The organism is Pseudomonas sp. S3_G06 (assembly GCF_054667565.1).
Genome location: NZ_CP162738.1, coordinates 3564061 through 3577851 on the forward strand (window position 1 = coordinate 3564061; position 13791 = coordinate 3577851).

The window sequence follows — 13791 nt, forward strand, 5'->3', positions numbered from 1 at the left end:
ACTCACGGTTAGACTGAAAATACGGAAAATCTAATTATTAGTCAGCTAAGCATGGGCGGCAGTTATAGGCAAGAGTCGCTCTGTACTGAATCGTTACAACTGCACGGGGCTTGGCGCATACGTCGTTTCACATCTCGAATTCAGACTGCAAAGCCGCCCGCACGCAATACAGCACGCCTTCCGGCACACGCCCGGCAAACAGCTCAGCCACTTCAGCGACGGACGGCAACTCGCCCTCCCCGTCGAGAAACGCGTCCTGCACTTCGCCCATCAATTCCTCAGGCAAATCCAGCGCCTGCTCCAGCGACAATTGTTGCTTGCCGATGGCTTCGGCGAGCATGGCGTAGACGTTCTTCTCCGAGCATTGCAACTGCCCGGCGATCTGCAGCGGGGTCATGCCGGCGCGGGCCAGGGTGATCAGCTCGTGACGGACATCGGCGACCACCTTCGGCGCCTCCGCCTCGCCGCCGAGCACTTCGAGGAAGGCTTCGCCATAGCGTTCCAGCTTGCGCGCGCCGACGCCGCTGACCCGGGCCATTTCCGCCAGAGACGTCGGCTGGCTGCGGAGCATTTCCAATAGCGTCGAGTCGGGGAAGATGACATATGGCGGCACGCCGTGTTCTTCGGCGAGTTTGCGCCGTAGTGCGCGCAAGGCTTCCCACTGTTCGCGTTCCTCGCCGCGCACCAGTTGGCTGGCCTGGCTCTTGCTGCCCGTTTTGGCAGTGACTTGCGGTTTCAGGTCGCGGCGCAGTTCCAGCTTCACTTCGCCTTTGAGCAGCGGCCGGCAACTGTCATTCAAGCGCAGACCGCCATAACCCTCGTGATCGACATCGGCCAACCCACGCGCCACCAACTGGCGAAACAGCGAGCGCCACTCGCTCTCGCTCAACGCCTTGCCAACGCCGAACACCGACAAATGCTGATGGCCGAAGCTGCGCACCTTTTCGTTGTCCTTGCCCAGCAACACGTCGACCAGATGACCGACGCCATAACGCTGGCCGGTGCGGAAAATCGCCGACAATGCCTGACGTGCAGGCTCGGTGGCGTCCCAGGTCTGCACGCCGTCGACACAGTTGTCGCAATGCCCGCACGGTTCGGGCATGTCTTCGTCGAAATAGGCCAGTAACGCCTGCCGGCGGCAGCGGGTTTCTTCGCACAGCGAGAGCATGGCGTCGAGCTTGTGCTGCTCCAGACGCTTGTGCCGCTCGTCGCCTTCGGAGTTCTGCAGCATCTGCTTGAGCATCACCACATCTTGCAGACCGTAAGCCATCCAGGCATCCGCCGGCAGCCCGTCACGGCCGCCGCGCCCGGTTTCCTGGTAATACGCTTCGAGGGATTTAGGCAGATCAAGGTGCGCGACAAAGCGTACGTTGGGCTTGTCGATGCCCATGCCGAACGCCACGGTCGCAACCATGATCAGGCCTTCCTCATTGAGGAAGCGCTTCTGGTGATAGGCGCGCAGATCGTTGGGCAGACCGGCGTGATACGGCAGCGCCGGAAAACCCTGTTCGCTGAGGAACGCCGCAACTTCTTCAACCTTCTTGCGCGACAGGCAATAAACGATGCCGGCATCGCTGCGCCGCTCGGCGAGGAACGCCAGCAACTGTTTGCGCGGCTGTTCCTTGGGCACGATGCGATAGAAGATGTTCGGGCGGTCGAAACTCGACAGGAAGCGCTCGGCGTTCTGCAGGTGCAGGCGATCGACAATTTCTTCGCGGGTGCGCTTGTCGGCGGTCGCGGTGAGGGCAATGCGCGGAACGTTGGGGAACAGCTCTGCCAATTGACCCAGTTGCAGGTATTCGCGGCGGAAATCGTGGCCCCATTGCGATACGCAATGCGCTTCGTCGATGGCGAACAAGGCGATTTCCAGGCTTTGCAGGAACGCCAGCATGCGCGGCTGCACCAAGCGCTCGGGCGCCAAATAGAGCATTTTCACTTCGCCGCGTTTGATCCGCAGAGCGAGATCGCGCTGCTGCTCGGCACTCAGCGTGGAGTTCAGCGCAGCGGCGGCGACGCCCAGTTCTTCAAGGGTGGCGACCTGATCGTCCATCAGTGCGATCAGCGGTGATACCACTACCGCCAGACCTTCACGCAACAGCGCTGGCACCTGGAAGCACAACGACTTGCCGCCACCAGTAGGCATCAGCACCAGCGCATCACCGCCGCTGGCCACGCGCTCAATGATCGCACCCTGACGGCCACGGAAACTGTCGTAGCCGAAGATGTCCTTGAGGACGCGTTGAGCCTGTTCGAGCATAAAAACTCCAAAAATCTACCGATACATCCCTGCTCAGGCTGGTTCAGAGCAGCCTCGGCTGCTTAAACAAAACGTAAGAACACATTGCATGACCAGCGCAGCGCCGGCAGGGATCGCAAAACGCGGCAGTATACCCGAGGCCTTCGCCGCACAGGGTGCCGCTGAGAAGACTCACTCTGCAATTGACATCACACCGAACCCTGTGGGAGCGGGCTTGCCCGCGAAGAGGCCGGCACTGACAACTTCTTCATCGACTGACACACCGCCATCGCGGGCAAGCCCGCTCCCACAGGTTTTGCGTCCGACCCGGCATTTGCGTGCGTCCGTGCGGGCAAATCTGCCAAGCGGCTGGCTAGAGCGCGCAAGAAGGCCTAGAATTCCCGCATTGTTTATTCCCCAAGGTAGCCCCGTAATGTCCTTCGCTGAGCAACTGACCCGCCTGCAAGTCTTCCTCGACGCCGACGAGCTGCACGACGAGGCGCTGGATTACGTCGCCGCCCACGGTTACCTGACCGCGCTGTCGATCTGCTCCGAAGACGTTCCGGAGCGCGAGTGGATCGACGCGCTGTTCGCCGAAGAGCCGCATTACACCGACGAAGCCCAGCGTGCCGAAATCGAAGCCACGCTGATCGGCCTCAAGGCGCACATCGCTCGCCAACTGGCCTCGGATGAAGAATTCGAATTGCCGTGCGAACTGGATCTGGGCGAAGAGCCGGACGACTCCGAACTGCGTGGCTGGTGCATCGGTTTCATGGAAGGCGTGTTCCTGCGCGAAGCGGCCTGGTTCGAAACCGCCGAAGAAGAAGTCAGCGAAATGCTCCTGCCGATCATGGTCGGTTCCGGCCTGTTCGACGAGCAGCCTGAGTTCGAAGACATCGCCAAGGACGCCAACCTGATGGACGACATGATCGTTCAGATCCCGGAAGCCCTGACCGCGCTGTATCTGCTGTGCCAGGCCCCCGACGAAAAACCGGCGATCCTCAAGCCACGCCACCACTAAGATCCGGCCTATGGACAACCCCATAGGCAACCGCCCCCTGATGTTGCGCTACGTCCTGCTGGCCATCGGCTGGCTGAGCGTCGCATTGGGGGTGATCGGCATTTTCCTGCCGGTCCTGCCCACCACCCCTTTCCTTTTGCTCGCCGCGGCCTGCTTCGCACGCAGCTCTCCGCGCTTCTATCGTTGGCTGGTCGAACATCCACGGCTGGGGCCATGGATCCGCGACTACCTCGAAGGCAACGGCATTCCGCTCAAAGGCAAGGTCTACGCGATCGGGCTGATGTGGGTGAGCATTCTGTTCTCGTGCTATCTGGTGCCGCTGGTTTGGGCGCGGGGGTTCATGTTGACCAGTGCGGTGCTGGTGACGGTTTATATTTTGCGGCAGAAGACGTTGCGTAAAACTTGATACCTCCCAGTTGATCATGCTTGGCGAACTGGCAGTGAGTCGGGCGCTGGATAATCTGGAGTTGCCGGGGTGATGTTGGTCTGCTGAGTTACTTGGTGATCAACCCGGCCTCTTCGCGAGCAAGCTCGCTCCCACAATTGATCCTGGTCGGACACATATTCTGCATCCACTGAAGAACCCTGTGGGAGCGGGCTTGCCCGCGAAGGCGGACTCACAGCCAACACATCTGTACAGACACAAAAACCCGCCGCCCCCGAAACAACCGGGGCGGCGGGTTTTGTCGTTTCAGACCTCAGGTCAGACCGTATCCACCTTCAACGAATGATCATTAAGCATGCCGCTGATGATCGTCGCCGTGTCATGCCCCCCAGCCACCATGCCGCCCGCCCCGGGTGTCACGCCGTAGTGGCTGGCGAGGTTGACGCCGGCCAGGTCGATGGTCTGGTTCGGCGTGCCGCCGGCCATGGCGCTGACGTCGATGCTGGTCATCACCGAGGCGCCGCTGCCGCTGACGGTGAAGTGCAGATAGTCGTCCAGCGACGCGGTGCTGGCGTTTTCGCCTTGCAGCAGTTGCGACAGGTCGAGTTTGTCGGTGCCGGGGGTGAAGTCGGTGATCAGGTCGTGGCCGCTGTTGCCCTTGAGCCACTGGAAGGTGTCGGCCCCTGCTCCGCCCGTCAGGGTATTGTTGCCCATGCCACCGATCAGCAAGTCATCGCCAGCGCCGCCATTGAGGAAGTCGTTGCCGAGGCCGCCGTTGATCACGTTGTTGTTGCCGTCGCCGGTGAGGCTGTCGTTGAAGTTCGAGCCGATCAGGTTTTCGATATCGGTCAAGGTGTCAGTACCGGCGCCGAGGGTGTTCTGCGCACCGAGCAGGCCGAGATTGACGGTGACGGCGGCTGTCGCGTGGGCGTAGCTGGCGGTGTCGCTGCCAGTGCCGCCGTCGAGCAGGTCATTGCCGGCACCGCTGTAGAGCAAGTCGTTGCCGCCGTCGCCGTACATTTCGTTGTTGCCGGAGCCTGCGCTGAGCACGTCGTTGCCTTCGCCGGCGTTGATCACATTGTTGCCGCTGCCCGCTACCAACACATCGTCGCCAGCAGTGCCGGTCAGGGTGTGGCCGTCCTGATAGCTGATGCTGACGTTGGCCGTGTCGCTGCCGCCGTGGTTATCGTTGGCGGTGTAGGTGCCGTGGTAGTCCGGCGTGATGTCGTGGGCCCCCGCATAGTTGAGGGTCATGGTCAGTTGGTAGTTTTCCGCCGCGTTCGGGTTGCCGCCACCATTACCAATGTTGGTGATGTGGATCTGGTAGACGCCGTCCGCCGAGGCGCTGAGGGTCTGGCCGTCCGCCAGCGCCATCCAGGCACCGCCATTGAGCGAATATTCCATGCTGATCTTACCGGCACCCAGATTGTGATCCAGATTGAGGGTTTCGCCCTGACGCAGATTGACGGTGATGCGGTCTTCATCGTTGGCATTGCTGTTGCTCACCATGCCCAGATAACCGCTGACCACCAGCGCGGCGGTCATGGTCGCGGCATTGGCGCTGAAGGCGCTGCGCACGTTGGCCAGGTTCTGGTTGGCCGCATTATTGTTCTGCCCAGTGAAACCGATCAGGCCGGTACCGGTGAAGTCCGCCGCTTTGGAAACCCAACCGGTGTTGAAGCTGGTTGGCGTGGCGTTGAGGGTGTCGCCGTTCGGATCGCTGTCATTGGCCAGCAGCAGTTCACCCGGCACCACGATGTTGCCCGACAGCACGTTGGTGACGACGTGATCGTCCATCGCCACCGGTGGCGCGTTGGGAATCACTTTTACCGTCAGGGTGGAGCTGGCCAGATCGCCGTCGTTGTCGCTGACGGTGAAGCCGATGTTTTCGGTGATCACCACGGCGGTGGTTTTCTGCGAGGTGTAGCTGTATTCGCCGGTATCAAGATTGACCACCAGCGTGCCGCTATTGTTGGTGGCGATGCTGACACTGTTGTTCGCCGTGTTGAAGGTGCCGTGATTGGCGCCGCCGCTCGCGGTCAACGAACCCTGGCCGCTGAGGGCTTTCGGATCGTAGGTGTAGGTGGTGCCGTCGACCACGATGGACTTGATGAAGCCGCCATCGGCGCCGAACGAACCGCCCTCGCCCAGCAGCGAACCGGTAACCGGCGCGCCCTGCACGGTGCCGGACAATACCGAGTTGAGCTGATTGAGATCGGTGACCACCACCGCATTGGTATTGGTGTGGTTGATGCCGTCGTAGGCCAGCGGATCGAGGTTGGCGTTGCTCACGCCACTGCCCAGACCGATTGCATAGTTCTTGATGTTGTTGGCGTCGAGGAAGTTTTTCAGCGCGGCCTCGTCAGCCGTGCCGATGTCGCCCTCGTTGGGCTTGCCGTCGGAGAAGAAGTAGCCGACGTTCTGCGCCCCGGTGAGTTTGCCGGAGGTGTTGAACGCGGTCTGCATTACCGATACGGCAGCATCGTAGTTGGTGCCGCCGCCGGCGTTGAGGCCGGCGAGCAATGTCTTGGCAGTAGCGACATCGACCCACACCGTGGTGCGGTCGGCGGCATTGCTGCTGAACGTCACCAACTGCACTTTCACATCGCCCAGATCATCGTACTTGTCGAGCAAGGCGCCAATGGCCTGCTTGGCCAGTGCCAGCCGCGACAGGCCCGGCACGCCAGAGGGATCGGCCATGCTGCCGGAAATGTCGAGGACGATGAGGATGTTCGAATCAATCTCCACTGCGGTAACCGAGCGATCCGAGGCAACGGCTTTCGGCACATCGTCGACGATGTTCACCACAAGCGTGCTGGTGGTGCTGTTGCCCAGCGCATCGGTGGCTTTGTAGGTGAACGTTTCGCTAAGGGTGTTCGGCCCGTCGTTGGCGTTCGGCGCGGTTTTTGGTGCCGAGGTCAGCGTGTAGGTGTAGGTGCCGTCAGCGTTGAGCTGCAGTTGCCCGTAGCTGCCGGTGGCGTTGCCGACCAGGGTGTACGTGATCGCGCCGCTGCCGCCACTGACCGAACCGACCAGCGTGCCGCTGGCGGTTTCGCCGGTGTTGCCCGGTTCGCTGCCGGTGACTGTGCCGGGGGCGAGATCCTGGCCATCCTTGCTCAGGTCGAGGGCTTTTTCATAGACCGTGACATCCTGATCCACCGAGGCGACCAGCTTGCTGTCGGCGACGTTGATGGTCAGCGTCGTGGTGCTTTCATCGCCATCGCTGTCACGGATGGTGTAGGTGAACGTGTCGGTCGCGCCCGGCGGGCTCACCGAGTTCGGGTTGCTGTGGTAAACCGCGTTGCCCGCCGCGTCGAGGGTCAGGTAGCCGTAGTTGCCGTTGATGTTGCTGTTGAGCCCGCCGCTGGCCGACGTCGCGGTGTTGCTGCCGGCGCGCACGCCGACCACCGTTGCGGCCCCATCGGCGCCGCTGAGGTCATTGCCGAGCACACTGACATTGACCGTGCCGCCCTCCGCTACCGAGCCGGTATCGGCGTTGGCAGTCGGCAGATCGTCGACGATGTTGACGTTGATCTGACCGCTGGCGGTACTGCCATCGGTATCAGTGGCGACCACGTCGAAGCTCTCGCTGAGGCTGTTGGCACCGTTGGCGTTCGGATGGGCTTCGTTGTCGACCAGGGTGTAGCTGTAACTGACCACGCCGGAGGCCGGATCGTAACCGGTGATGGTGAAGGTGCTGCCCAGTGGCGAGACCACCGATTGCGGCAAACCGGCGGCGACGCCATTGCTGATCACCGCAATGCCGCCGACCGTGAGGGTTTGCAGGCCATCAAGCGCAGTCACGGTGAAGCTGCCGCTCTGGGTCAGCGCCGAAGTGTTGGGGCTGCTGCCGTCGCTGAGGTTTTTCTCGTAGACGGTGATTTCGCCGCCCTTCACATCGAGGCCGTCGAGGCACACCGGATCGTCGTTGTTATGGATGTTCAGCACCAGGTTGGCGGTGCTGGTGTCGCCGTCCGCGTCGGTGATGGTGTAGGCGAAGGTTTCCGTGCCGTTGCCGCCGCCGTGGAGGTTTTTGAAGTCGGCGTCATTGGCGTCCAGCGTGTAGGTGTAAGTGCCGTTGGCGTTGAGCACCAGCGTGCCGTAAGTGCCAGTGAAAGTACCGGCGGTTACCGGGCCGCTGGCGACGCGGTCGGCGCCCTGCACATCGTTATCGAGGACGTTGCCGGTCAGGGTCAACTGGTCTTCGGTCGCGTTGGTCGCGTTGCTGTCATTCAGCGCTTTCGGCACGTCATCGACGATGCTCACGACGATTGTGCTGGTGACGACGTTGCCGAGAGAGTCGGTCGCCTGATAGGTGAAGGTCTCGCTCAGGCTGTTGGCGCCGTCTTCAGCGTGCGGCGTAGTGGTAGCCGGCGAAGTCAGGGTGTAGGTGTAAGTGCCATTGGCGTTGAGGACGATCTGCCCGTAATTGCCGGTGGCGCTGCCGACCAGTGCATAACTGATCGCGCCGACCGCACCGGTGACCGAGCCGACCAGGGTGCCGGAAGCGGTTTCGCCAGTGCTGTTCGGATCGCTGCCAACCACACTGCCCGCTTCCAGATCCTGGCCGTCCTGGATCAGGTCGAGGGCTTTTTCGTAGACGGTGACATCGGTGTCGCTGACCGCTTTCAGGCAGCTGTTGTAGACGTCGATGGTGATCGTCGTGGTGCTTTCGTCACCGTCGGCATCGCGCACGGTGTAGGTGAACACATCCACCGCGCCCGGGCCGTTCACCGTGTTCGGATTGCTGTGATAAACGGCGTTGCCGTTGGCATCAAGCGTGAGGTAGCCGTAGGTGCCGTTGATCTGCGAATTGAGCCCGCCGATGGCCGAAGTCGAGGTGTCAGCACCGGCGCGCACGCCAACCACTGCACCGGTGACCGCCGGGCCGTCAGCGCCACCGATATCGTTGTTGAGTACGTTACCGCTGACAGTACCGCCCTCCGCCACCGAAGCCGCGTCCGCATGCGCGGTCGGCAAATCGTCGACGATGTTGACGTTGATCTGGCCGCTGGCGGTGCTGCCATCGGTGTCCGTCGCCACCACGTCGAAGTTCTCGGTGAGGCTGTTGGCGCCGTTGGCGGTTGGATGGGCTTCGTTGTCGGCCAGGGTGTAGCTGTAGCTGACCACGCCGGTCGTCGGGTCATAACCGCTGATGGTCAAGGTGCTGCCCAGCGGGGTGACGATTGATTGCGGGAAGCCTGCGGCCACGCCATTGGTGATCACCGCGATGCCGCCGACTGTGAGGGTCTGCAGACCATCGAGAGCGCTGACGGTGAAAGTGCCGTTCTGGGTCAGCGCCGGGGTGTTGGGGCTGGTGCCGTCGCTGAGGTTTTTTTCGTAGACGGTAAGTTCGCCGCCGTTGACGTCGAGGCCATTGAGCAGCACCGGATCGTCGTTGTTGTGGATGTTCAATACGAGATTGGCAGTGCTGGTATCGCCGTCGGCATCGGTGATGGTGTAGGCGAAGGTTTCGGTGCCGTTACCGCCGCCGGTCAAGGCTTTGAAATCGGCATCGCTGGTATTCAGCGTGTAGGTGTAAGTGCCGTCGGCGTTCAGAACCAAAGTGCCGAACGTGCCGGTGAAAGTGCCCGGCGTGACTGGGCCGGTCGGTACGCGGTCGGCGCCTTGCACGTCGTTGGCCAGGACGTTGCCGGTCAGGGTCAGTTGGCTTTCCGAGGCGGTAGCGTTGCTGTCGTCGTTGGCTTTCGGCAGGTCATCGACGATGTTCACGTCGAGGGTACCGGTGGCGGTGGTGCCGTTGTCATCAACAACCGTGACCGCGAACTGCTCAGGCAGATTGTTCGCGCCGTTGGCGTTCGGATGCGCTTCGTTGTCGGCCAGGGAATAGCTGTAACTGACCACGCCGGTTGCAGCGTTGAAACCGGTAATCGTCAGCGTGCTGCCCAGTGGCGTGGTGATCGATTGCGGGAAGCCTGCGGCAACGCCATTGGTCACCACGGCAATTCCACCAACAGTCAGCGTGGTGACGCCGTCCAGTGCGGTGATGGTGAACGTGCCGTTTTGCGTCAGTGCGCCAGTGTCCGGGGCGCTGCCGTCGCTGAGGTTTTTTTCGTAAACCGTGAGCTCGCCACCGGCGACGTTCAGGCCGTCGATGATTACTGGATCGTCGTTGTTGTGGATCTGCAGAACCAGATTGGCAGTGCTGGAATCGCCGTCGGAATCAGTGATGGTGTAGGCGAAGGTCTCTGTGCCGTTTCCACCGCCGGTCAAGGCTTTGAAATCGGCATCGCTGGTATTGAGCGTGTAGGTGTAAGTGCCGTCGGCGTTCAGAACCAACGTCCCGAAAGTACCAGTGAAAGTGCCCGGCGTGACTGGACCGGTGGGTACGCGGTCGGCACCTTGCACGTCGTTTGTCAGGACGTTGCCGGTCAGGGTCAGTTGGCTTTCCGAGGCAGTGCCGTTGCTGTCATCGTTGGCCTTTGGCACATCGTCGACGATGTTGACGTCGAGGGTCCCGGTGGCGGTAGTGCCGTTGTCATCAACGACCGTGACCGCGAACTGCTCAGGCAGATTGTTCGCGCCATTGGCGTTCGGATGCGCTTCGTTATCAGCCAGGGTGTAGCTGTAACTGACCACGCCGGTTGCAGCGTTGAAACCAGTAATCGTCAGCGTGCTGCCCAGTGGCGTGGTGATCGATTGCGGGAAGCCTGCGGCAACGCCATTGGTCACCACGGCAATTCCACCAACAGTCAGCGTGGTGACGCCGTCCAGTGCGGTGATGGTGAACGTGCCGTTTTGCGTCAGTGCGCCAGCGTCAGGGGCGCTGCCGTCGCTGAGGTTTTTTTCGTAGATCGTCAGCTCGCCACCGGCGACGTTCAGGCCATCGATGGTGACTGGATCGTCGTTGTTGTGGATCTGCAGAACCAGATTGGCGCTGCTGCTATCGCCGTCGGCATCGGTGATCGTGTAGGCGAAGGTTTCGGTGCCGTTACCGCCGCCGGTCAAGGCTTTGAAGTCGGCATCGCTGGTATTCAGGGTATAGGTGTAGGTGCCGTCGGCGTTTAGAACCAAAGTGCCGTAAGTACCGGTGAAAGTACCCGGCGTGACTGGACCTGTTGGTACGCGGTCGGCACCTTGTATGTCGTTGGTGAGGACGTTGCCAGTCAGCGTCAGCAAGGTTTCCGAGGCTATACCGTTGGCGTCGTCAAACGCTTTAGGCACGTCGTCGGTGATATTCACGTCCAGCGTGCCAGTGGCGCTGTCGCCATTGCTGTCGGTGGCGATCACGGTGAATTGTTCGCTGAGATTGTTCACGCCGTCGCCGGCCGCGTGGGTTTCGTTGCCGTTGAGGGTGTAGCTGTAGCTGACCGTGCCAGTGGCCGCGTTGTAACCGGTGATGGTCAGGGTGTTGCCCAGTTGCGTGGTGATCGACTGGGGAAAGCCGATCGGCACGCCGCCAACAATCACGTTGATGCCGCCGATGCTCAGGCTGTTCAAACCATCCGCTGCCGAGACCGTGAAGCTGCCACTTTGCGTCAGCGCGCCTGGATTGGCCGCTGTACCGTCAGGCAGATTGGCTTCATTGAGGTTGAGTTCGCCATCCGCCCCATTGAGGCCGTTGAGGATGACCGGGTTGTTCACTGGTGGCGCTGGCACCACGACCGGCGCTGGCGTGTCGTCGCCATTGTCGATGTCCGCGTCGCGACGATACTCGGGAAATTCGGGAATGCCATTGAAGCCAGCGGTGGGGAAACCGATGATCGGATCGACTCGGCCGCCGACTTCGGTGAGCAGAACGAAGCTGTGCCCGCCGCCCAGTTCACCGGTATTGCCGGTGGGCGCGTTGGGGCCGGCGGCAGTGGCTTCGGCAGTTTTGCTTGGGTCTTCACCGGCGGCGATGGCTTGCTGGATTTGCTCGACATCGGTCAGTTGCGCCTGGCTCGGGGTCTGCGCTTCGTCGACGTTCACCGGGACAGCCTGGTCGGCCAGCAATTGCCCGGTCATGGTGATGCTGCTGCCGCGGCCGAGGGTCAACTCCTCGCCGTTTTGCAGTTTCACTGCCACCGCGCCTTCCGCGCCGGTGATCAGTTGATCGCCAGCGTACAAACGATCGCCTTCGAACAACGGACGCTTGATGCCGTCGCTCGCCTGAGCGAACACCTGACCAATGACTTTTGTGACCGTACCGATGAGCGTTGCCATGTGAAATCCTCCGCTGCCGACCACCGTCGGCACTGGTTCGCGAAGCAGCCCATGGCTCAATCGGGTTGCCGGGGGCGACGCTCGCACCCTCGACAGTTCGTTTCGCAGGCCCGGTTTGAGGTGAATTGTCAGCGCTATCAAGCACTTGCCAACCCTGTTCAATCCATCGACCCACTAGCGCTACGTAACGGTGGTGAATCACCCGAGTGACAAAAATCTGTCGCTCATTCGCCGTTACGCGTCCCTCCCCTTCAGCAGTACTTCGCAGTGTCTCGCAAAGTGAATGGAACTTTCCTCAAGCCTTTTCGAGCTCCCTAAAGCGCATAAAACAAAGGCTTTCGAGCTGAACAATGTGCTGCTTTTGAAAAACCGCATAAGTTTTTTTTGGAATAAACCTTATGAAAATTTTTTCTTAGCTACGCTCTAGGATGTTCTTAGCTCTGTTGTTACAAGAGTGAAACGCTTACACCCTAAATTTACGTCAAATATTTGGCGACGGTAACACAACATTGAGATCCAGGGAGATGCACCCATGCGCGTTTTAACCCCCCTCTGCAGCGCGGTTTTGCTGGCCATGGCTTGCACTTCCCAAGCCCAGGCGATGAACCTCACCGAGGCGATTCAAAGCACCATCGCCACCCACCCGGAGCTGGCTTCGCGCGTGGACGCCCGCCTGTCTGCGGATGAGCAGGTGAAAGTGGCCAAGGGCGGGTTTTATCCGTCGGTCGATCTGAACGCTGCCTACGGGCGCGGCTACAGCGACAACACCAACACCCGTGCCTTCGGTAATCACAACACCGAAATTCTCAATTACACCCAGTCCGAGCTGCGCTTGCGGCAGATGATCTTCGACGGCTTCAACACCGCCAACGAGGTCGAGCGCACCAAGGGCGTGTCCAATTCGCGCGCCTACTACGCGCAAGGCACCGCACAGGATCTGGCCCTGCGCACCATTGAGGTCTACCTCGAAGTGCTCAAGCGGCGTGAACTGGTGACGCTGGCCAAGAACAATTTGCAGGCGCACTTGCGCGTCAACGATCAGATCGGCCTGCGCACCGAGCGCGGCATCGGCAGTACCGCCGACTCCGATCAATCGGTTGCTCGTCGTGCACTGGCGCAGAACAACCTCGACACCGCCGAAGTCGATCTGGCCGACGCCGAATCGAATTTCTACAGCGTGGTCGGACGCATGCCCGATGAGCTGGAAACCCCGGCCTCGACTCGTGGTGAGCTGCCGCCGGACCTGCGTGAAGCGCAGCAGAGCATGGTCGACAACAACCCGTACCTGAAATCGGCCCAGGCTGACGTGCAGTCCGCCGAGAGCCAGTACGAAGTGGCCAAGTCGCCGTTCTACCCGCGCTTCGACGCGGAAGCGGCAGTGGGTGCGAACAACAACGTGCAGGGCGACGAAGGTCACGACAACGAATGGCGTGTCGGTGTGGTGATGAACTACAACCTGTTCCGTGGCGGCAGCGACAAGGCACGCCTGGCGGCGAATGCCCACGACATCAACCAGGCCATGGACATCCGCAACAACGCTCTGCGTCAGCTCAACGAGAACATTCGCCTGGCCTGGAACGCCATGGAAAACGCCAAGAAGCAGACACCGACCGCCCGCGAATACGCAGAAACCACCAAACGCGTGCGCGCCGCTTATCAGGATCAGTTCGGCCTCGGCCAACGCACCCTGCTCGACCTGCTCGACAGCGAAAACGAGCTGTACAACGCCAACCGTCGCTACACCGAAATCCGCTACACCGAGGAATACTCGATGTACCGCGTGCTGGCGAACATGGGCCAGTTGCTGAGCAAGCAACGCGTGGTGCTGCCGGCTGATGCGATTGCCACGACCGAAGTGAAAAACCAGGCGCGCCTGCCCGAGTTGAAATAGATCCTGCAGGACCTGCCGAAGGCTGCGATCTTTTAATCCTGATCGTTCTCACGCTCCGCGTGGGAACGATCAGGATCGCAGCCTTCGGCAGC

General features: G+C 61.1%; 5 protein-coding genes. 3 read left to right on the top strand and 2 right to left on the bottom strand.

Annotated elements, in window-relative coordinates:
• Positions 1 to 127 precede the first annotated feature (127 nt).
• Positions 128 to 2257 carry a DNA helicase RecQ gene (gene recQ / locus AB4N47_RS15955; protein ID WP_024012058.1) on the bottom strand — a complete coding sequence of 710 codons (2130 nt, stop codon included), beginning with the start codon at positions 2255 to 2257 and terminating at the stop codon, positions 128 to 130.
• Between the two features lie 412 nt (positions 2258 to 2669).
• Between recQ and AB4N47_RS15960 the strand changes: the two genes are divergently transcribed.
• Both AB4N47_RS15960 and AB4N47_RS15965 read left to right on the top strand, forming a co-directional pair.
• Complete coding sequence (locus AB4N47_RS15960; protein ID WP_016771143.1) at positions 2670 to 3257, top strand: UPF0149 family protein; 588 nt, start codon at positions 2670 to 2672, stop codon at positions 3255 to 3257.
• Positions 3258 to 3267: 10 nt separating this feature from the next.
• Positions 3268 to 3663, top strand: a complete 396-nt coding sequence (locus AB4N47_RS15965) for a YbaN family protein (RefSeq protein ID WP_024012057.1) — start codon at positions 3268 to 3270, stop codon at positions 3661 to 3663.
• A gap of 297 nt (positions 3664 to 3960) precedes the next feature.
• Here the strand turns inward: AB4N47_RS15965 and AB4N47_RS15970 are convergent, their stop codons facing one another.
• Positions 3961 to 11808, bottom strand: a complete 7848-nt coding sequence (locus tag AB4N47_RS15970) for a retention module-containing protein (RefSeq protein ID WP_460154275.1) — start codon at positions 11806 to 11808, stop codon at positions 3961 to 3963.
• A 532-nt stretch (positions 11809 to 12340) separates the two neighbouring features.
• On the opposite strand from AB4N47_RS15970, the gene AB4N47_RS15975 reads away from it, so the two are divergent.
• The gene (locus tag AB4N47_RS15975; RefSeq protein WP_039761048.1) at positions 12341 to 13699 is read left to right on the top strand and encodes a TolC family outer membrane protein; all 1359 of its coding nucleotides are present in this window, start codon (positions 12341 to 12343) and stop codon (positions 13697 to 13699) included.
• The last annotated feature ends 92 nt before the right edge of the window (positions 13700 to 13791 follow it).